Source organism: Xanthobacter aminoxidans (assembly GCF_023571765.1).
GTDB lineage: Bacteria > Pseudomonadota > Alphaproteobacteria > Rhizobiales > Xanthobacteraceae > Xanthobacter > Xanthobacter aminoxidans.
Map to the genome: position 1 here is coordinate 76,111 of NZ_JAMJXC010000010.1, position 19,136 is coordinate 95,246.

The window sequence follows — 19,136 nt, forward strand, 5'->3', positions numbered from 1 at the left end:
GGTCCAGCCTTTTGCGGTGCCGCTCCGCTTGCGGCACGGATGATGCGCGACCGCGGTCCGTCCGCGCAGGTCTACTGCAGGAGCGAGCTTGCGCCGCCGGTCTGGGTGTAGGAACCGATGGTATAGCTGAACTGACGCTGGAACGGCACCACCTTGGTGATGAACTGGTCGATCCAGAGATTGACTTCGGCGATCGAGGAGCGCGGCACATAGATGATGTCGCCGGTCACGAGCGGCACATCGTTGGCGTCGAACCCGGTCTGGATCACGTCACGCACGTTGATGAGGCGCAGCATGGGCTCGTTGTTGGGCCCGCGGCGGATGAGCGCGACCTGTCCGGTGCGCGCCTCTTCGGTGAAGCCGCCGGCCTGGAGGATGCCCTGCAGAACGCTGGTGCCCATGTCCGCGAGCTTGAAGGCGCCGGGATGGGCCACCATGCCGCCCACATAGACGCGTGCCGAGACCGCTTCCTCCAGCGAGACCACCACCTTCTGGTCGACGAGCTCCTTGCGGGACTCGCGGCGGATGTAGTCCTGCACGCTGGACAGGTTGCTGCCTTCAACCCGGATTTGGCCGATGGCCCGCGGCGCGATGGAGCCGTCGGGACCGACGGTGAGATCCTCGTCCATTTCGCGGGTGATGAAATACTTGACCTTGATCTTGTCGCCCGGCCCAAGCCGATAGCTCGGCACCTGGTCCGTCCACGGCTTGAAGCGGTCGGAATTCACTTCGGTGAAGCGCAGTTCGTGCCCCGTGGTGAAGGGCTCGGTGCCCGTGTTCTGCGATGTCGCGATGGCGGCGCAACCGTTGAGAATGCAGAGGCTGACGAGGGCGAGCCCGATGCGGGAGAGGGCGGCGGCACGGCGGCGGGACGCGGCGCCGATCATCTCCGGTGCCGTTCCGCGCGCGGTGTGTCTCCCGTCGCACTGTGGCAAGACCATCGACAACCCCCGGAACGAATCATAAGCGAATGGTTAACGCGCAAACAAACCGTGTGTCGGCCGCCATCGGCAAACCGTCAACAGAAGAGCCAGCAGCGAGAACCGTCGAACGTGGTAAAGGCACCCTAAAGGGCCATGGTTAACGTTCGCTTATTGGCGGGGCGGCGATTGCTGCGATGCAGAAATCCCGTGGCTGCCCAAACGCATAAGGGGCGCTGATGCGCCCCTTTGCCATTAGGTCTTGCAGCTTCAGGATGCAGTTTAGGCGCGTCTATACAGCCAGTTGGGAAGATAATAGCGGCGCCCGAGGAAGATGAAGCCGAACAAGAGACCGCCGCTCTCGATCACCGAATCACGCAGGTGGAGCGCGGCCGGCTTGCGGGTGCGCTCGGCCTGCACGGCCATCACGTTGCCGTCCACCAGCTGGGAGAAGCGCTGGGTGACGAGGGAGGCGCGCGGCAGGTTCGAGCACACGACGATGCAGTCGAACGCCTGCTTCAGCTCTGCCATCATCATCTCGGCCTCGGCGATGGGCAGGCGCAGGTCGAGGAGTGGTGAGCGGTCGGCCTCCGCCGCAACCCACAGGAGAGGCACCGGCGTCGCCACCACCGCGACGCCCCCGCGCACCGCGCTGTCCCCCCCGACCAGCGGATAGGGCGTCGCCGAGCACAGATCCACGAAGAGGGTGCGCTTCTGGCGCTGGCGCGCGAATTCCTCGGCGAGGGAGCGCGCGAACCACGGCAGGGCATCATCGTCCTCGGGCGAGAGGAAATGGATGGCGCGCAGCGGCTGGTCGTCGATGCGGGTGTCGAGGAGAAGGGTGGCGCAACTGCTGATGGCACGCTCCGTGGCAAGGGAGTCCGGCTGCTCGCCGGTGTCGTCGAGCACCGCGATGGCCGGCATCCCGAGCGCGCGCTCGGCCTCGCCCGGCATGATGAACGAGGTGCGCAGGGTGGAGGCGATGGCGCCCGCAGCTCCGCCGAACAAGAGGCCGGCGAACAGGCCGGCCGCAACCAGTGGCAGCGCGAGCGACCGCTTGGTGACGGCCGAGCCGGCATCCTGCACCACCCGCACCGACGACTGGCGCGACTGGGCCGCTGCCTCCTCGATGGACGCGGCCACCGCACGGCGCTGATATTCGCGGAAGCCCTCGCTCAGAGAATCGCGCCGGCGGTTCAGCTCGATGAGGGGAGTCTCGGCGGCGCGCAGGGCGGCGAGGCGTTCCTCGGCCACCCGCTGCTGCTGCACCAGCTCGCCCTTCTGGCGGGCGAGCGAGTCCTGTTCCACCCGCAGGCTCAGGATCATGTTCTGGATATAGTTGACCTGCGGATTGCGTATCGCGCGATCGGTGTTGTAGCGCCGCTCCGAGCGGCTCTTGATGCGCGCGCGGATGGTCACGATCTGCCGGTCGAGATCACGCAGCAGCTGGCTGCCGGGGGCATATTGGGAGGACACCCGGTCGCGCTCGAGCAGGAGCTTGGTGAGGGTGTTGTTGTCCTCGTCGCCGGGCAGCGCATCGGTCTTCTCGGAGAAGTCGAACACCGAGTCCGGCAAGGCGGCGAGCTGCTTCTCCGCCTCGGTGAGCTGCGCGGTGACGGCGACTTCACGCTCCGCCACCTGGCGGCGGCGCTGGAGGATGCCGTCCACCTGGTTGGATGCGAGGATCGCATCCTGGCTGAACTCGATGATGCCGACCTTGGCCTTGAGCTTCTCGATCTGGGCGTCCACGGAGCTGAGGTCCTGGCGGAAGCGCTCCACCTCCAGCTTGAGGATCTTGGCGGTGGGATTCTCGAACAGCCGGCGCCGGACCGACAGATAGTTCTTCACCAGCGCATCGGCGGCCTCCACCGCCACGTCGCGGTCGGGATTGGTGAAGCTGACGCGGATGACGTTGGAATCCGCCAGAACGGAGGCCCGCAGGCTCGCCTGGAACCGCTCCACCGCCTTGTCCACGGCGTCCTTGTCGGAGCTGAACATGCGGGTGATGGCGGAGAAGCGGCCGGGCGGGAACAGGCGATCCATGCCCACCTGCTCCACCGTGGCGCGGACCACGTCCGCGCTCTCGATGATCTGCACTTCGGATTCGACCTGCTTGAGGCCCTCGATACTCAGCACCGAAGGACCCGAATCGGTCACGTTCTGGGCGTTGGAGACCTCGCGGCTCACGATGACCATGAGCAGGCTTGAGGCGGTGTATTCGGTGCGGCTCGTCACCGCCGCGCCGATCGCGATGGCGAACGGAAGCGCGGCCGCGAGCAGCACGATACGGATGTGGTAGAAGGTGGCGATCAGGAAGTCGCGGACCGTGAAACCAAGGGATCCGGATGCGACGGCGGGGGATGAATCCGTGGCGTCCGGCTGCGCCGCGTGCGGCATCAACATGCTTCCCCCTGAATGCTCCGCGGCGCCGGCCAGCTCTCTGGTCATCACTTCGCACCTCGGTTGAGGCGCGGCAGCACGGTCGAAATCTCGCCGTGAGACTGCCGGAGCGCCATTACTTTAGCGTTAACCACCTGTTGCGAAAAGCGATGCACCGGGCGCGCGGACCCTCGTCTCAGAATGCACGCGGCATGGTGCGCAGGACCGCCAGCGCGGAGCCGATGGCGAGCTGGGAGGCGAACACGGCCGTGGCGATGGCTGCGCCGATCATGCCGAAGGACGGGATGAGCAGCACGCACAGGATCAGGCAGACCACCGTCTGCGCCACCGTGAGCCAGCGCAGCAGTCCGCCGTGGCCCGCCATGGCCAGCACGATCTCCTGGCAGGGCAGCAGGGCATAGACCAACTGGCCCACCGCAAGGATGACCAGAGCGGTGGCGGCAATCTCGAAGCCCGGGCCCACGAGGTGCAGGATCATCGCCGGAAAGAAGAACATGCCGAACAGCAGCGGCGCGCTGAACACCGCGATGGCGAGGCGGACCTTGCGGTTCAGCTGGCGCAGGGCGTCCCATTGGCCCTGCCGGTGGCGGGCGGCGAAGGAGGGGGCCGCCACGCTGCCGATCGAGGCGCTCACCACCCAGGTCAGCATGGAGATGCGGCTGGCCACGCTGAAGGCGCCGACCTGGGCCGGCTGGCCGAAGGTGGCAAGCAGAAGCACCGGCAATGAGGGCAGGAGGATCTGCACCGTCTCCACCACCGCCAGGGGCATGGCCGTGCGCCACAGCGCGGGCAACTGCTCCGCCGTACCGTCCATATCCGAGGGGGTGTCCACGAAGCGGTGGCGATCCCGCCACACCAGCACCATACCGATGAGCGCGGCCGCGACGTTTGCCACCGCCAGCGCGATCAGGACGCCGTCGAGGGACTGCACCCCGGCGAGCAGAGCCGCTAGGGTGAAGCAGGGCCAGAGCCCATTCTGCACGAGCTGTCCCCAGGCGCTCTTGTGCAGGCCCATGAGGGCGTTGCCGACGAAATAGCACATCGCCTGGGGCAGGATGATGAAGGCGGCGAGGAACAGGGGGCGGGCCGCCTCGGGATCACGGAAAAGGCGGGTAGCGATCGGCTCCGACAATGCGCCGGTGATCAGGGAGACAACCAGCCCGATGACGAGCACGGCCACTCCGCCGGTCAGCAAGGCGTGCCGCGCGGCGCGCCCCTTGCCGATGGCGAGTTCTGCGGCCACGTGGCGCACCACGGCCCGCTCGAAGCCGCCGCGCGAGACAGTGGCGAAAACGCCGACCCAGGTGAGGCAGAGGAAGAAATAGCCGGAATCATGCACGCCCAGGATGCGCGCGCCGAGCACGTAGAGGCCGAGCTTGCCGACCAGTTCGAGCCCGCGCGCCATCATGGCCGCGAGATAGATGCCGTAGGTGTTGATGAGCCCCATGGCGGAGCGGAGCTGGGCGGCGCTCACGGGCGGAACGATCCGGTCCGGGCCGCCGGGAGGCCGAGGATCGATCCCCGCGCGGCAGGTGCCCGCAACCTGCCTGCGCCTTTCTCGTCCGTTCTCGCCACCCGAGCCCCCGTCGCCGCTATCCTGCCTCGGCGAGGTCATGGCCCCCGCCGGTGCCGGACCGGTTCCGCAAAGCAGCATCCGGCCCTATGAGGGAGCATTAGTGCGCACGCGCGGCCAAGGGAAGCGGTAGCACAGGGGTTGCCGCTTTTTGGGGCGGGAGCGGGCGGCGCGGGAAACGGGAGGCGGCCTATGGCGGGACGAACCGGAGGCAGGCGAAGCGGGCACGCCCCGGCGGGGCGCAGCTTCACGAGCCTCCTCGTGGGGGTACTCATCCTCGGGCTTATGGCAGGTCCGGGGGGCGCGCAGGCCCCCATGCAGAGCTTCGGCGACATGCCGGCGCGGCCGCGCATCGATCCGGATGTGGACCCCTATCCCTTCGATCCGTTCCTCTCGCTGCGCATCTACCTGCGCCAGCGCCTGCCGGCCGGATGGTGGGCGCGCGACCCGGTTTACGACGCCGGCGCCTTTACCGTTGTGGTCAACATTCCCGAGAACTGGCGGGGCAATCCCACCTCCGCCATGCTCCAGCTATGCCCGCAGCCGACGAGCGCCCTGTGGCAGGGCATCACGCTGATCGAACTGAAACCGTTCTTCCACAAGAGCCCGTGGCCGTCGGTCTCGTGCCGCAAGTGACGCGGCCTCAGGCGCGGCGCAGCCTCAGAGGTTGATCTCGCTGCGGAGCGACCGGTGCACGTGGACCGGGGAGGCCGGCGACATGTGACGGCCGGACGTGCGCTCGAAGCCGAAGACGACCGCCATCGCGACGAAGGCGAAGAAGATGATGCTGCTCGCCGTGCTCAGCGTCAGAACGAGGCTGCCCAGCGCGACGAACATCTCCGAGGGGTGGGTCACCACCGCGAACAGCAGCGCGAAGGCGAGAAAGGCCGGGAAAACGGCGCGAATGATCCACATGGCGAGGCCTCCGAGTTTGACGCTGTCCAGTGCCAAAATGTCACAGATAATCTTAACGTTAACATATAATTTACCATTTTGAGAAGGGCATGAAGGTGCCGCGCGCGCTCGCATAACGAGGCGATGAACGGAGCGGTTCCTGCGGGGGAGGTCGGGGCGGGGGCGGGATCGGCCCGGTCAGACGGGGTGTGGCCGCGGGCTGGCGTCAGGCCGGAACCCGCGCCTCAAGCCTTCGCTGCGAAAGCCCCAAAATGAAAGGACCGCCGCGCCGGTCAGGCGGGCGGTCCCGGTAACAGCCGGAGATGTGGCGAGCGTCAGATCTGGCGCTCGACCATCATCTTCTTGATTTCGGCGATGGCCTTGGCCGGGTTGAGGCTCTTCGGGCACGCCTGGGCGCAGTTCATGATGGTGTGGCAGCGATAGAGCCGGAAGGGGTCTTCCAGATAGTCGAGCCGCTCGCCGGTGCGCTCGTCGCGGCTGTCCTTCAGCCAGCGGGTGGCCTGGAGGAGGGCGGCGGGGCCGAGATAGCGGTCGCCGTTCCACCAGTAGCTCGGGCAGGAGGTGGAGCAGCAGGCGCACAGGATGCACTCGTAGAGGCCGTCCAGCTTCTCGCGGTCGTCCTTGGACTGGCGCCACTCCTTCTCGGGGGCGGCGGTGTCCGTCTGGAGCCAGGGCTCGATGGAGGCATGCTGAGCGTAGAAATTGGTGAGGTCGGGCACCAGATCCTTCACCACCGGCATGTGCGGCAGGGGATAGATGTTGACCACGCCCTTCACCAGCACCTCGTCCATGCCCTTGGTGCAGGCGAGGGTATTGGTGCCGCCGATGTTCATGGCGCACGAGCCGCAGACGCCTTCGCGGCAAGAGCGGCGGAAGGTGAGGGTCGGGTCGATCTTGTTCTTGATGTAGATCAGGCCGTCCAGCACCATCGGGCCGCAATCCTCGCGATCGACGTAATAGGTGTCGATGCGCGGATTCTTCCCGTCGTCCGGATTCCAGCGATAGATGCGGAACTCGGTCAGCTTCTTGGCGCCGGCGGGCTTCGGCCAGGTCTTGCCGGTCGTGACCTGCGAGTTCTTCGGAAGAGTGAGCTCAACCATGGGACGTCCTGAAGCGCTGGAGCGGTGACCGCCCGCAGGAATTCTTGCCATGGCCGCGCGCGGCGGGCGTTCCCCCCGGCGCGCGCGGTCGAGTGGGGCGTCAGTACACGCGCTTCTTCGGCTCGATGTACTGGATGTCGTTGGACAGCGTGTAGGTGTGCACGGGGCGGTCGTCGAGCCGGACAGCACCGGAGGCCGGGTCGAAATAGGCCAGCGTGTGCTTCATCCAGTTCACGTCGTCACGGTCCGGGAAGTCCTCGCGGGCATGGGCGCCACGGCTTTCCTGACGGTTCGCCGCGCTCTCCATGGTGACGATGGCCTGCGAGAGGAGGTTCTCGTATTCCAGCGTCTCGATGAGGTCGGAGTTCCACACCAGCGAGCGGTCGGTGACGCCGATGTCGCTGGAGTCCTTGAACACGTCGTGGATGAGCTTCTTACCCTCTTCGAGCACCTCGCCGGTGCGGAAGACGGCGCAGTTGTTCTGCATCACCTTCTGCATGGACAGGCGCAGCTCGGCGGTAGGGGTGCCGCCGGAGGCGTAGCGGTACTTGTCGAGGCGGCCCAGTGCCAGCTCGGCGCTGTTTTCCGGCAGGGGCCGGTGCTTCTCGCCGGGCTTCACCAGCTCGGCGGCACGCAGGCCGGCGGCGCGGCCGAACACCACGAGGTCGATCAGCGAGTTGGAGCCGAGGCGGTTGGCGCCGTGCACCGAGACGCAGGCAGCCTCGCCGATGGCCATCAGGCCGGGCACCACCTTGTCCGGGTCACCCTGGCGCTTGTCCAGCACCTCGCCGTAATAATTCGTGGGGATGCCGCCCATGTTGTAGTGCACGGTCGGCAGGATCGGGATCGGCTCGCGCGTCAGGTCCACGCCGGCGAAGATCTTCGCGCTCTCCGAGATGCCGGGCAGGCGCTCGTGGAGGATGGCGGGATCGAGATGGTCGAGGTGGAGGAAGGCGTGGTCCTTGTTCTTGCCGACGCCGCGGCCCTCGCGGATTTCCATGGTGATGGAGCGCGAGACCACGTCACGCGAGGCAAGGTCCTTGGCCGAGGGGGCATAGCGCTCCATGAAGCGCTCGCCCTCGGAATTGGTCAGGTAGCCACCCTCGCCGCGGGCGCCTTCGGTGATCAGGCAGCCCGAGCCATAGATGCCGGTGGGGTGGAACTGCACGAATTCCATGTCCTGCAGGGGCAGGCCGGCGCGCAGCACCATGCCGCCGCCGTCGCCGGTGCAGGTATGGGCCGAGGTGGCGGAGAAGTAGGCGCGGCCGTAACCGCCGGTGGCGAGCACGGTGAGGTGCGCGCGGAAGCGGTGGATGCTGCCGTCGTCGAGCTTGATGGCCACCACGCCGCGGCAGCGGCCTTCCTCATCCATGATGAGGTCGATGGCGAAATATTCGACGAAGAACTCGGCCTGGTGCTTCAGCGCCGCGCCGTAGAGCGTGTGCAGCATGGCATGCCCGGTGCGGTCCGCCGCGGCGCAGGTGCGCTGGGCGGTGCCCTTGCCGAAATGCGTGGTCATGCCGCCGAAGGGGCGCTGGTAGATCTTGCCGTCCTCGGTGCGGGAGAAGGGCACGCCCCAGTGCTCCAGCTCGTAGACGGCCGCCGGCGCGTTGCGCACGAGGTATTCGATGGCGTCCTGGTCGCCCAGCCAGTCCGACCCCTTGACGGTGTCGTACATGTGCCATTCCCACTTGTCGTCGCCCATGTTGCCGAGCGAGGCGGCGACGCCGCCCTGGGCGGCGACGGTGTGGGAGCGGGTGGGGAACACCTTGGTGATGCAGGCAGTGCGCAGGCCCGCTTCGGAGCAGCCCACCACGGCGCGCAGGCCCGCGCCGCCGGCGCCGACCACGAGCACGTCGTAGGTGTGATCCTCGATGGGGTAGGCGGCGCCGTTGATGCCGGGCGCGGCGGCCCCGTTCGTTGCGGTATCGGCCATGTGTCAGCCTCCCAGGCTGATCTTGAGCACGGCGAAGGCGCCGGCGAGGGCAACGGCAATGCTGAAGAAGGTGTTGGCCACGATGAGCAGCACCTTGAGGCCTTCCGTATGCACGTAGTCCTCGATGACCACCTGCATGCCGATGCGCATGTGCGTCGTGACGGAAAGCAGCGTCAGAAGGATGATCACCGCCACCAGCGGATGACCGAGCGTCGCGCGGGCCGCGGCGTAGCTCTGGCCGGCCACCGAGATCACGATGATGATGAAGGCGATGGAGAGCAGGAGGTTCGCGGCGCCGGTGAGGCGCTGCGTGAAGAAGTGCTCGGTGCCCGACTTCGCAGCGCCGAGGCCGCGGACGCGGCCGAGGGGCGTGCGCATGGTGGTGCGTGCGGGCGCGGGGCCGGAATGGGGGGTGCTCATGGCGTTCTCCTCAGCCCTTCAGCGCGAGGCCGATGATCCAGACGACCACGGTGAGCACCACCGAGCCGGCCAGGGTGGCCTTGGCGAGCAGAACGCGCTCCGGACCGAAGCCGTGGATGAAGTCCCAGATGAAGTGCCGGATGCCGCCGAGCGCATGGTGCAGCAGCGCCCAGGTGAAGCCGAAGAGGACGAGGAGGCCGATGGGCGAACCCGCAACCGCGGCGAACGTGGCGTAGGCCGAGGGGGACGTCGCGGCCGCGAGCAGCCACCATACGAGGATCGCCATGCCGAAATACAGGCCGACGCCCGTGATGCGATGCACAATGGACATCATCATCGTGAACAGCGGACGGTAGATCTGTAGGTGTGGCGATAGGGGGCGATCAATGCGCTGAGGGCTGTCGGCCATGGGGCCTCCTCCTGAAAAATCGATCGATCAGGTATCTCAATCGTCGTCTCTTCGCAACGATTCCAAAGCACCTTGGGCGGCTTTAAAGACCGTTACGCAGTGGCCGGCAATTGGATGATCGTCCTATGTCCGCGCTTGTAGCGGCCGATTGCTGCGGTGCCAACGCCCCACCGGGGGCCGGATCGCCCCGCGCGCAAGGGAATGTGATGCCTTCGCGGATCGGCGCGACGCAGAACTGTTGCGGGCGTGCGGGCTGGCGGGCGAAAAAAAACGCCGGGCAAGCCCGGCGTTTTCTTTTGGTCGCGACTGGATCGGTCGATCAGAAGCGGTAGGTCACGCCCGTACCGAAGATCCAGGGATTGAGGTCCGCACCACCCTGCAGATAGGCGCCGCCGACGGTCTGCAGCATGAAGTCGGGCTGCAGGAAGATCTTCTTCACGTCGACGTTGAAGCCCCAGTGACGGTCGATCATCCAGTCGAAGCCGACCTGCAGGGCAAGGCCCCACGCGTCGTTGACCTTCAGCGAGGAGAAGGCCGGGTTGGTCGACTCCTGGCTGAAGAAGGCGGTGTAGTTCACGCCGGCGCCGATATAGGGCTTGAACGGGCCGAAGTCGGTGAAGTGGTACTGCAGGGTGAGGGTGGGGGGCAGCAGCCACACCTTGCCGACCTGACCGAGACCGGCAATGGTGCCGGCGCCGTAGATGTTGTGAGGCGTCACGCCGAGGATGAGCTCGGCGGCGATGTTCTTGGTGAAGAAGTAGGAGATGTCGAGCTCGGGAACGACGGAGCTCGAATAGGTCAGGTCCGACCCCAGGATGCCGGTCACGGAGCCGCCGTTCTCGGGCAGCACGTAGAGGGCGCGCACGCGGATCTGCCAGGGGCTCAGCGGCTCTTCAACCGCGGGGGCCTTGTAGACCGGGGTGGAAAGATCGGCGGCCGTCGCGCTGCCGGCAACGAGGGCGCTGAGCCCCGCCGCGAAAATGATACCAAGTCCGAGCTTCGACATGCCCCGCTCCCACAAGCCCTTTGAGATAACTGATGGGAAACACTTCCTCCTGCGAGGCGCTGTTCAGTTTGATCTAGATCAAATTGGCGGCGGAGCTGCCGCGTGTGTGGCCGCAATGACACACCGCCGCCCCGCCGCCGCCGTATTCGCAGGGCAAGCCTGGACGCGATGGCAGGGGCGGCCGCCGCGCTGAATTCTATTTGTTTCAAGAGGCTTATTGCGCTCATGACGGTCCTTGCCGCCCTTGTCCGCCACCGACCGGCCCCCGATGCTTCGACTTTAGACGTGTGGCAATCGTGGCTGCGGCGGGGCGCCGCTGGCAGCGGGATGTTCCTTGCGAGTCTCTTTTTGTTCCTGTTTTGGTCGGTTTTTGCTCCGGCCCATGCGGAATCGGTCAAGGACCTCAGGCTTTCGGTCAACGGGGAGACCCGCCGTTATGTGGTTGTGACACCCGACGGCGTCACCACACCGGCGCCCACGGTGATCGCGCTGCACGGCGCGGCGCAGACGCCGGAGAGCTTCCGCGCCTATTTCGGGCTCGACGCCGCAGCGGCAAAGCACGGGTTCGTTGCCGTCTATCCGGAAGGGGAGGGGCGGACGTGGAACGATGGCCGCCCGGCGGCCATGCGGCTCAAGATGATGCTGCGGCCGGGCGACGACGTGGCGTTCCTCGTGGCCCTGGCGCGGCGTCTGGCGGCGGACGGCATCGCCGATCCGAACCGCATCTATCTCACCGGCATTTCCAACGGCGGCTTCATGGTGCAGCGCATGGCCTGCGAATACAGCGGGCTGTTCGCTGCCTATTCGGCCATCATGTCCACCGCCCCGGCCAACTATAAGGAGGAGTGCCAGCCGTCGAAGCCGGTCTCCATCCAGTTCATCCACGGCACTGCGGATTCGGTGATCGGCTATAACGGATTCTGGACGCCGCTGGGCTCGACCCTTTCGGCACCCGACAGCGCCCGTCTCTATGCCGCATTGGACGGATGCGGGCCGGCCACCAGCACCAAGCTGCCCGACCTGGCCCCGGAAGACGGCACCACCGCCGAGCTGCGCCGCTGGGAGGGGTGCCGGGACGGCAGCGCGGTGGAGCTCATCACCATCGAGCGCGGCGGCCACCAGTCGCCGGCCATGGTGGAGACCAAGCCGGACCTCGCCACGCCATTTCTCGGCCTGCGCAGCCACGATATCGATGCCGGCGAAGAGGTTTGGCGCTTCATGTCGGTCTTTGGCGGGCTTCCGGCCCCGGCGGCGCCTGCCACGCCGCCGCGCAAGCCGAAGCCCAAGCCGGCCACCTCAGGCGCCGCGGCAAAGCCGGCGGCGACGACCTCGGGGCCGGCCGACGGGAGCAAGCCGTCGGAAGCGAAGTCGCCGGCTGCCAAGCCCCAGGGGGCGAGCGCCGCACCGCCCGCGACCTCTGCCGGGGCGACGGCGTCCGGCGTGACCGGTCAGCGCGGGATCAGCGCCCAGTAGTCGAGATCGAGGATGACGCTCGGGTCGTAGTCGCCGTTCTCCGCCTTGAAGGGGAAATCGGCGGTCGGCCGGTCCTTGGTGGCGACGGTGCGCAGGCGCAGCGCGCCCACGTCGTCACGGCCCGGCAGTTCCTGCGCGTCCAGCACCTCGCTCCAGGCATGGACCGTGAGGCCGGCGAACAGCGGCGCCACATGCCGGCCGCCGTTGATGGCGGCGATGTGGAAGGCGTTGGCGAGGCCGTTGAACGAGAGCGCGCGGGCGATCGAGATCACATGCCCTCCATAGATGAGACGGCGGCCGAAGCGGCCCTGGCCCTCGGTGAACTGGTTGAAGTGCACCTTCGCCGTGTTCTGGTAGAGGCGGGTGGCGATCATGTGCTCCGCCTCCTCCACCGTCATGCCATCCACATGGTCGATGCGCTCGCCCACCGCATAGTCGCTGAAGCGGGCGGTGGAGCCGGACAGGTCATCGCGCCAGCCGGCGAGGTCGAGCACGGGCACGGCGCCGCCGAGGGCGTCGGGCGCCAGCGCCGCCGGAAGGGTGGGGACCACGGGCTCCGGCGCGGGCAGGGACGGGTCGGCCTTGCGCACCATCACCCAGCGCACATAGTCCAGCACCTCGGAGCCGTCCTGGTTGAAGCCCACGGAGCGGACATAGACGACGCCGCTCTGGCCGTTGGAATTCTCCCTGAGGCCGATGACCTCGGAGACGGCCGTGAGCGTGTCGCCGGGATAGACCGGGGCGAGGAAGCGCCCGCCGGCGTAGCCAAGGTTCGCGACTGCGTTGAGCGAGATGTCCGGGACCGTCTTGCCGAACACGGTATGGAACACGAGCAGATCGTCCACCGGAGCGGCGGGATAGCCGATGTCCTGGGCGAAGGTGTCGGCCGACTGGACCGCGAAGCGGGTGCCATACAGGGCACTGTAGAGGCTCACATCGCCCACCGTGACGGTGCGCGGCGTCGCGTGGCGGATCACCTGGCCGACGCTGAAATCCTCGAAGAAATTGCCCCGGTTGGTCTTGCTCATCTAGGGTCCCCCAATTCGTCGCCGCATGTTGCAGAGCCCGTGGGTGCGACGCAACAGGCCGAAGGGAGAACGTGCCGAATCTCGGCCGCGATGCGGGATCGGCTTGACGCATACCCCCCTAATAGTCCTCATGGGGGCGTTCCGAGGCGGTGCTGGGCCGCTCCGGGAAAACGCAGTGGGCAAGAGGGGGCATTCGTGTCGGGTTCGGCGAGCCAGAATCTGTCGTTCAAGGCCATGATCTTCACGGCCTGCCTGTTTCCCTTCTACATCCTCGCCGCGACGCTCACCAATTCGGCGGCGATCCTCACCGACCTCCTTGCCACCTCCTTCGACCTCACGGCGCTCACCGCCTGCTGGCTGGTGCTGAAGCTCGCCCACAAGGCCCATGCGGGCAAATATGCCTACGGCCTCGGCAAGCTGGAAAACCTCGCCGAGCTGATGATCGCGCTGCTGCAGACCATCCTGGTGGTCATCGCCGGCACCCGTGCCATCATCCGCGTGATGCACCCGGAGGGCGTGGATGGCGCCGAGCTGGGCCTGTTCGTGGCGGCCATGGCGGTGATCGGCAACGTGATCCTGAACCGCAAGGCGACCCGCCTCGCCCACGAGACCCATTCCCCGGTGCTGGCCGCCCAAGCCCGCGTTCACCTCGTCTCGGCCATCGCCTCGGGCTCGGTGTTCACGGTCACGGTGATCCTGTCGATCTTCAACAACATCCCGATCCTGTACTACCTCGATCCGCTGGGCTCGTTCGTGGTCATCGGGTTCATGATCTACAACATCTACGCCATGCTCTCGAACTCGGTGGCCTCGCTGCTCGACCAGGCCATCGACGAGGCGGGGCAGTTGCGCATCCTCAAGGTGCTCACCACCCACTTCGACGATTTCGACGAACTGGGCGACATCCGCACCCGGCAGTTCGGCGGTAAGATGTTCGTGGAGCTGCATCTCGGCTTCGAGAGCGACTGGACGGTCGCCCGCGCCCGCGCCGTGGTGGCCAAGCTCACCGAGTCGGTGAAGCGGGAGTTCCGCGAGGCCGGCGACGAGGTGGATGTGTCCATCGTCCTCATGCCCGGCCATGCCGCGGCTGCCGAGGCAAAGGCGGTCTGATCCGCCGTCGCGCGTCTCCGATCGGCGATCCCGGATAGGCGATCCCGATAGACGCTCGCTTGGCGCGCGCTCAGTGCTCGGAGAGCACCACCTCGTCCGACCACTCGCCTTCCACTTCCTTCACGATGGCCTGCCCGCAGATGACGCGGCCCTGAACGGTGTCGAAGGTGAGCGTGGGCGCACCGTGGAGCTGCCAGCCCCGGTTGAGGGCTGCGGACACGCGCTTGCAGAAGGCGGCGTCGTCAGGGCCGGTGAGATAGCGATAGAGCTTCATGGTTCAGTCCCCCCGGGGGTGTCAGAGCCGCGCGCCGATGCGACGGGCGACGGCGTCGCGCTTGTCCTGGAAGCCTTGTGTCCGCCCCCGCACTTCCTCGACGAGGCGGGGATCCTCCTGGTCGCGGGGCGGAAAGGGCGGTTCGGGCTGGTATTCGATGGCGAGGGTGATGCGCCGCGCCTCGTCCTCGCCGGCGATCTCGCTCGCCAGCGCCAGCGCAAGGTCGATCCCGGAGGAAACGCCGGCGCCGGTGAGGCGATTGCGGTCGATCACCACCCGCTCCTCCACCGGGATGGCGCCGAGGTGGGCGAGCTGCGGCAAAGACAGCCAGTGGCAGGTGGCGCGGTAGCCCTTGAGCAGCCCCGCGGCGCCAAGGATCAGCGAGCCGGTGCAGACGGAGGTCACGTAGCGCGCGCCGTCCGCCATCTCCTGCAGGAAGCCGAGGGTTTCCCGGTCCTCCATCAACTCGAGCTGGCCCGGCCCGCCGGGCACGAACAGCACGTCGCAGTCGTGGATTTCCTTGAAAGCGGCGGTGGGCATGATGGAGAGGCCCGCCACGTCCTTCACCGGCCTGGTGCTCGTCTTCCAGACGATGTGGATCTTCGCGCCGGGCAGCCGCGCGAACACCTCGAACGGGCCGGTGAGGTCGAGCTGCGTCATGTCGGGATAAGCGACCATGACGATGTGCAGGGGCGCGGGAGCGGTCGGTGCGGCGGGCGTGGTCATTGTGCGGTCAGCCGCGGGCGGCGATGGCGTCGGCCAGCGCGACGGTGCGCTTCGCCATCTCGGCGTGGAGCAGCTCCACCATGCGGCCGTCCAGCGTGATAACGCCCTTGCCCGCATTCTCCGGCAAAGCGAAAGCGGCGATGATCGCCCGAGCGCGCGCCACATCGGCCTCCGGGGGGCTGAAGGCGATGTTGCAGGGCTCGATCTGGCTGGGGTGGATCAGCGTCTTGCCATCCATGCCGAATTCAACGCCCTGGGCGCATTCGGCCTTGAAGCCTTCGAGGTCCTGGAACTGGTTCCACACGCCGTCCAGCACATCCACGCCATAGACGCGGGCGGCGGCGACGACGAGGCTCAGCCAGCCGACCATGGGCGCGCGGCCGGGCACAAGAGCGGCGCGGGTTTCCTTGGCGAGGTCGTTGGTGCCGAGAACGAACACCGAAAGCCGGGGCAGCGGGTCCTGCGCGGCGGCGGCGATGGCCTTGATGTCGAGGATCGCCAGCGGCGTCTCGATCATCGCCCAGACCCGCGTGGTGGCGGGCACGTCCAGCGCCTTGAGACGGCGGCCCACCGTGACGAGCTGTTCCACCGACTGCACCTTCGGCAGCAGGATCGCGTCTGGCGTCGCCGATGCAGCGGCTTCCAGATCGTCCGGTCCCCACGGCGTGTCCAGGCCGTTGATGCGGATGACCACCTCGCGCGGCCCGAAGCCGCCTGCCTTCACCGTCTCGACGATGCGGCCGCGAGCCTCAACCTTGGCGTCGGGGGCGACCGCATCCTCGAGGTCGAGGATCACCGCGTCCGCCGGAAGGGTGCGCGCCTTCTCCAGCGCGCGGGCGTTGGAGCCGGGCATGTAGAGGACGCTGCGGCGCGGACGGATGGACGCGGCGGAATTTCCCTCGGACATGACGGCTCCTCGACCGATGCAGCGGGGCGGCGCCCGCATTTGTTCCCTGAAATCGGTAAAGCGCCGCTCCGGCTTTGCAAAGCGGATTTTGCCGCGCTGCGGCAGAGCTGGTCAGGCCGCGGGAAGACGGGAGGCGTCAGCGTGCCGGCGGAGCGGCGGCCGGCTCGGCACCGGGGGGTGGCCAGGTGAAATCGTCGGCCCGTCCGCGAACGGGCGGCGGCGCGACACCGTCCTTCAGAACCTTCGCGGCGGAAGCGGCGCTGGTGGACACCTGAACCGCATCGGGGCGCGCTTCGCGGCCTGTCGCCGGCGCACCGGCGAGGGCGGAGGGCCGCTCCGGTCCGCTGGTCGCGTCCGGCGTCGCAGAGGCCTTGGCGCCGCCGCTCTCCTCCAGCATGCGGTTGATGTCCTTCTGCACGAAGAAGGCCAGCTTTCGCCCGCCGGCGCGGGTAAAGCGCACGCCATCGTTAAATCTCAGGCGCCTGCGCTGGCCGTCCACCGCCGGGCCATTCGCCATGTACTTCCCGTCCTCGTCGACGAAGCCGTCCCAGACGTTGGCAAAGGTGAGCCCCGCGCGGGCCACGCGGGCACGCAGGATTTCGTTCAGCTTGGCGTAGTCATCGGACAGCTGGCCGTTGGCAACGGGGGCAAGGCCGACGACGATCACCCGGCCGGCCTTTTCGCGAAGCGCGGAGAGCACCTCGTCGACGCGCTTGCCATAGAGCTCGCTCCACCGCTCGGTCAGCGGCTGGGCCTGGCCATCGCCATCCTTGATGGGCTGGAGGTCGTCCGCGCCGAGCGCGACGACGGTCACGGACGGCCGTGCGACCGCGATCGCATCGGGAAGGCGGGCGAGCCAGTCCACCGGCGTCGGCAGGAAGCCGCTCTCGTCAACCGTGTTGTCGATGATCGCGATGCGCTGGCGTTCCGGCACATAGGAATCGGCGAGGCCCTGCGCCAACTGTCCGGCCATGCGATCGCCCAGCACCAGCACGAACTGGCTGGGCGGAACACGCTTGCCCTGGCTCGCGGCATCGGCGGAGCCATAGACGACGCCCGTCGGCTCGGCCGGCGCCTGGGGCTTGGCCTGCTGGGGCGGAGGAAGGACCTCGGGCTGGGGCTGGAACGGCCACCAGCCGGAATTCTGCGGGGGGCGCTGCTGCTGCTGCCGCTGCTGGGGCTGGGGATTGCCGCGTGGCACGTTGGCCGGGGGGCGCAGGAAGAAGAAGAAGTCGTTCTGCGCGAAGGCTGGGCGGGCCGAATCGGCGGCCAGCGTCATCCCGGTGAGGAGCGCAAGCAGCAGCAGGGCGAGGGGATTGAGCCGCACGGACAAACGGCCTCGCCTTCGGCTCGGACCGGTCTGGGAAGAACGTGTTTCCGCTGCGCGCCACATATCCTAGCAATGGACCAGCGCGGCGGCTCAATCAAGGCGTCCGCGGAGCGGCAGGGCGATGGAGCAGGTTCGCGGCCGGGAGCAGCGGGCGCCCCGCCGGGGCGGATGGCGACGCTCCGCCGAAATCGGTCGCGTCGCAGCAGCTTTTCGAAAACGAAAAAGGCCGCCAATGGCGGCCTTCTGGAAGAACGGAGCTGATTGCGCTCAGTTCAGCTTGGTCCTGACCTCGCCGATGGCGTGGGAAATCAGGCGGTCGGAGACGTCGCCGGTAGCGGCACGCCCCAGCAGAACCTCGGCGGCCTTGGCGGCAGCCTCGGCGGCGATGGCCTTCACATCGGCCACGGCCTGGTGCTCGGCCTGGGCGATCTTGTCCTCGGCCATCTTGGTGCGGCGGGACACGAAGTCCTCAAGCTTGGCCTTCGCCTCGGCGGCGAGGCGCTCGGCCTCAGCCTTGGCGGCGGTGACGATGGATTCGGCCTCGGCCTCGGCCTCGCGCTGCTTGCGCTTGAACTCGGCGACAAGCTTCTGCGCCTCTTCCTTCAGCCGGCGGGCTTCTTCAAGCTCGGCGGAGATGCGCTGGCCGCGGCTGTCGAGCGCGGAAGCGATGGCGCGGTGGGCGCCGGCATAGATGAGGATGCCGACGAAGACCACGAAGGCGATGGCGACCCAAAGTTCAGCCAGTGACATCTCGTTCATAACGTGGTCCTCGGGTCCGTCTGCGTCCGCCCGGTCCGGGCCTGCGCGACGTTGAAACGTCAGGGTCTCGTCGAGAACGCGAACCGATCAGGCGCGTTCAAAATTCCAGAACCCGGCTGCCTTGAAGGCGCGCGGGTATCGCGACCCTCAGGCCGCGTCCTTCTTGGCGAGGGCGCCGTCGACGGCCTGTTCCACCTCGTGCTGAGCGGGGCTCGTGCCGATGAGGGTGGAGACGATGGCGCCGGTGGCGTCCACGGCGATGCCCTTCACGTGGGTGAGGGCCTCGGTCTTGGTGGAGGCGATGCGCTCCTCGGCGGCAGCGAGCTTGGTGGCGAGCTCCGCCTCTAGCGACTTGCGGTTGGCGTCCTGCTCGGCGTTGAGACGATTGCGCGTCTCGCCGGCGATGGAGTTGGCCTTGGCGCGAGCCTCGTTGAGGGCCTTCTCGTAGGCCGCCTGGGCGGCCTCGCTGTCGGCCTTGTGCTTCGCCGCTTCCTCAAGGTCGTCGGCGATGCGGTCGTGGCGCTCTTCCAGGATGCGACCGATGCGCGGCAGGGCGATACGGCTCATCAGGAGATAGAGCAGGCCGAAGCTCAGGGCGAGCCACAGCAGCTGCGAGGCGAAGGTGGTGCCGTCGAAGGGCGGAAAGTGGCTCTTCTTGCCGTGCTCTCCGGCCGCATCCGCATGTCCCGTGCCGGGAGCTGCGGCGGCAGGCTCGTGGGTCCCATGCCCGGCGGCGCCGGTGGGAGGAGCCGCCTGCGCAACCACGGCCGGCTTGCCGGCAGGATCGCTCGCCGCCGAGACGGGAGCGCCCATCAGGACCGCACCCGCAAACGCCAGCGCGACAGTCACT

At 67.5% G+C, this 19,136-nt stretch carries 19 protein-coding genes; 3 read left to right on the forward strand and 16 right to left on the reverse strand.

Translation table 11 applies throughout. The features are described from left to right. Positions 1-71: 71 nt before the first annotated feature. The 3 genes from EJ105_RS16110 to EJ105_RS16120 all read right to left on the reverse strand — a co-directional run bounded on the left by EJ105_RS16110 (position 72) and on the right by EJ105_RS16120 (position 4,794). Positions 72-887, reverse strand: a complete 816-nt coding sequence (locus tag EJ105_RS16110; protein WP_245279259.1) for a polysaccharide biosynthesis/export family protein — start codon at positions 885-887, stop codon at positions 72-74. A 315-nt stretch (positions 888-1,202) separates the two neighbouring features. Next, on the reverse strand, positions 1,203-3,323 hold the full coding sequence (locus tag EJ105_RS16115; protein ID WP_029555312.1) for a GumC family protein: 2,121 nt from the start codon (positions 3,321-3,323) through the stop codon (positions 1,203-1,205). 172 nt (positions 3,324-3,495) lie between these two features. Continuing rightward, the gene (locus EJ105_RS16120) at positions 3,496-4,794 is read right to left on the reverse strand and encodes a lipopolysaccharide biosynthesis protein (protein WP_250167153.1); all 1,299 of its coding nucleotides are present in this window, start codon (positions 4,792-4,794) and stop codon (positions 3,496-3,498) included. A 360-nt stretch (positions 4,795-5,154) separates the two neighbouring features. Between EJ105_RS16120 and EJ105_RS16125 the strand changes: the two genes are divergently transcribed. Beyond that, complete coding sequence (locus EJ105_RS16125; RefSeq protein ID WP_250167154.1) at positions 5,155-5,529, forward strand: hypothetical protein; 375 nt, start codon at positions 5,155-5,157, stop codon at positions 5,527-5,529. A 24-nt stretch (positions 5,530-5,553) separates the two neighbouring features. Here EJ105_RS16125 and EJ105_RS16130 read toward each other — a convergent pair whose 3' ends face one another. From EJ105_RS16130 to EJ105_RS16155, 6 genes are all read right to left on the reverse strand, one after another. Further along, complete coding sequence (locus tag EJ105_RS16130; RefSeq protein ID WP_250167155.1) at positions 5,554-5,808, reverse strand: hypothetical protein; 255 nt, start codon at positions 5,806-5,808, stop codon at positions 5,554-5,556. 314 nt (positions 5,809-6,122) lie between these two features. Further along, the gene (locus tag EJ105_RS16135) at positions 6,123-6,908 is read right to left on the reverse strand and encodes a succinate dehydrogenase iron-sulfur subunit (RefSeq protein WP_029555308.1); all 786 of its coding nucleotides are present in this window, start codon (positions 6,906-6,908) and stop codon (positions 6,123-6,125) included. Between the two features lie 100 nt (positions 6,909-7,008). Continuing rightward, positions 7,009-8,844 (reverse strand): succinate dehydrogenase flavoprotein subunit, encoded by a 1,836-nt coding sequence (gene sdhA, locus EJ105_RS16140; RefSeq protein WP_029555307.1) that lies wholly within the window; start codon positions 8,842-8,844, stop codon positions 7,009-7,011. Between the two features lie 3 nt (positions 8,845-8,847). Next, the gene (gene sdhD / locus EJ105_RS16145) at positions 8,848-9,264 is read right to left on the reverse strand and encodes a succinate dehydrogenase, hydrophobic membrane anchor protein (RefSeq protein WP_024280383.1); all 417 of its coding nucleotides are present in this window, start codon (positions 9,262-9,264) and stop codon (positions 8,848-8,850) included. Positions 9,265-9,274: 10 nt separating this feature from the next. Next, positions 9,275-9,673, reverse strand: a complete 399-nt coding sequence (gene sdhC / locus EJ105_RS16150; protein WP_024280382.1) for a succinate dehydrogenase, cytochrome b556 subunit — start codon at positions 9,671-9,673, stop codon at positions 9,275-9,277. A gap of 319 nt (positions 9,674-9,992) precedes the next feature. Continuing rightward, a complete protein-coding gene (locus tag EJ105_RS16155) occupies positions 9,993-10,679 on the reverse strand; it encodes an OmpW/AlkL family protein (RefSeq protein ID WP_029555305.1) in 687 nt (228 codons plus the stop codon). A gap of 102 nt (positions 10,680-10,781) precedes the next feature. On the opposite strand from EJ105_RS16155, the gene EJ105_RS16160 reads away from it, so the two are divergent. Continuing rightward, on the forward strand, positions 10,782-12,152 hold the full coding sequence (locus EJ105_RS16160; protein WP_250167156.1) for a CE1 family esterase: 1,371 nt from the start codon (positions 10,782-10,784) through the stop codon (positions 12,150-12,152). Here the strand turns inward: EJ105_RS16160 and EJ105_RS16165 are convergent. Then, positions 12,128-13,180, reverse strand: a complete 1,053-nt coding sequence (locus EJ105_RS16165) for a MaoC family dehydratase (RefSeq protein WP_250167157.1) — start codon at positions 13,178-13,180, stop codon at positions 12,128-12,130. The two genes, EJ105_RS16160 and EJ105_RS16165, sit on opposite strands and share 25 nt — an antisense overlap. Positions 13,181-13,375: 195 nt before the next feature. On the opposite strand from EJ105_RS16165, the gene EJ105_RS16170 reads away from it, so the two are divergent. After that, a complete protein-coding gene (locus EJ105_RS16170) occupies positions 13,376-14,290 on the forward strand; it encodes a cation diffusion facilitator family transporter (RefSeq protein WP_029555303.1) in 915 nt (304 codons plus the stop codon). A 70-nt stretch (positions 14,291-14,360) separates the two neighbouring features. Here the strand turns inward: EJ105_RS16170 and EJ105_RS16175 are convergent, their stop codons facing one another. The 6 genes from EJ105_RS16175 to EJ105_RS16200 form a co-directional block, all read right to left on the reverse strand. Next, complete coding sequence (locus EJ105_RS16175; protein ID WP_024280377.1) at positions 14,361-14,564, reverse strand: DUF1737 domain-containing protein; 204 nt, start codon at positions 14,562-14,564, stop codon at positions 14,361-14,363. Between the two features lie 21 nt (positions 14,565-14,585). After that, positions 14,586-15,290 (reverse strand): DJ-1/PfpI family protein, encoded by a 705-nt coding sequence (locus EJ105_RS16180; protein ID WP_250167158.1) that lies wholly within the window; start codon positions 15,288-15,290, stop codon positions 14,586-14,588. Between the two features lie 7 nt (positions 15,291-15,297). Then, entirely contained in the window at positions 15,298-16,197 is a 900-nt protein-coding gene (locus EJ105_RS16185; protein WP_250167159.1) for an HpcH/HpaI aldolase/citrate lyase family protein, read from the reverse strand. Positions 16,198-16,333: 136 nt separating this feature from the next. Further along, entirely contained in the window at positions 16,334-17,524 is a 1,191-nt protein-coding gene (locus EJ105_RS16190; protein ID WP_347881326.1) for an SGNH/GDSL hydrolase family protein, read from the reverse strand. 270 nt (positions 17,525-17,794) lie between these two features. Beyond that, entirely contained in the window at positions 17,795-18,286 is a 492-nt protein-coding gene (locus tag EJ105_RS16195) for a F0F1 ATP synthase subunit B family protein (protein WP_029555300.1), read from the reverse strand. Between the two features lie 147 nt (positions 18,287-18,433). Then, positions 18,434-19,099 (reverse strand): F0F1 ATP synthase subunit B, encoded by a 666-nt coding sequence (locus EJ105_RS16200; protein WP_284145496.1) that lies wholly within the window; start codon positions 19,097-19,099, stop codon positions 18,434-18,436. Positions 19,100-19,136 lie beyond the last annotated feature (37 nt).

Bases quoted from the DNA above. Each gene is read 5' to 3' on its own strand.
- EJ105_RS16180 (WP_250167158.1), bottom strand. From the start codon at position 15,290: ATGACCACGCCCGCCGCACCGACCGCTCCCGCGCCCCTGCACATCGTC.
- sdhA (WP_029555307.1), bottom strand. From the start codon at position 8,844: ATGGCCGATACCGCAACGAACGGGGCCGCCGCGCCCGGCATCAACGGC.
- EJ105_RS16115 (WP_029555312.1), bottom strand. From the start codon at position 3,323: ATGTTGATGCCGCACGCGGCGCAGCCGGACGCCACGGATTCATCCCCC.
- sdhD (WP_024280383.1), bottom strand. From the start codon at position 9,264: ATGAGCACCCCCCATTCCGGCCCCGCGCCCGCACGCACCACCATGCGC.
- sdhC (WP_024280382.1), bottom strand. From the start codon at position 9,673: ATGGCCGACAGCCCTCAGCGCATTGATCGCCCCCTATCGCCACACCTA.
- EJ105_RS16195 (WP_029555300.1), bottom strand. From the start codon at position 18,286: ATGAACGAGATGTCACTGGCTGAACTTTGGGTCGCCATCGCCTTCGTG.
- EJ105_RS16130 (WP_250167155.1), bottom strand. From the start codon at position 5,808: ATGTGGATCATTCGCGCCGTTTTCCCGGCCTTTCTCGCCTTCGCGCTG.
- EJ105_RS16110 (WP_245279259.1), bottom strand. From the start codon at position 887: ATGATCGGCGCCGCGTCCCGCCGCCGTGCCGCCGCCCTCTCCCGCATC.
- EJ105_RS16155 (WP_029555305.1), bottom strand. From the start codon at position 10,679: ATGTCGAAGCTCGGACTTGGTATCATTTTCGCGGCGGGGCTCAGCGCC.
- EJ105_RS16135 (WP_029555308.1), bottom strand. From the start codon at position 6,908: ATGGTTGAGCTCACTCTTCCGAAGAACTCGCAGGTCACGACCGGCAAG.
- EJ105_RS16185 (WP_250167159.1), bottom strand. From the start codon at position 16,197: ATGTCCGAGGGAAATTCCGCCGCGTCCATCCGTCCGCGCCGCAGCGTC.
- EJ105_RS16175 (WP_024280377.1), bottom strand. From the start codon at position 14,564: ATGAAGCTCTATCGCTATCTCACCGGCCCTGACGACGCCGCCTTCTGC.
- EJ105_RS16200 (WP_284145496.1), bottom strand. From the start codon at position 19,099: ATGGGCGCTCCCGTCTCGGCGGCGAGCGATCCTGCCGGCAAGCCGGCC.
- EJ105_RS16165 (WP_250167157.1), bottom strand. From the start codon at position 13,180: ATGAGCAAGACCAACCGGGGCAATTTCTTCGAGGATTTCAGCGTCGGC.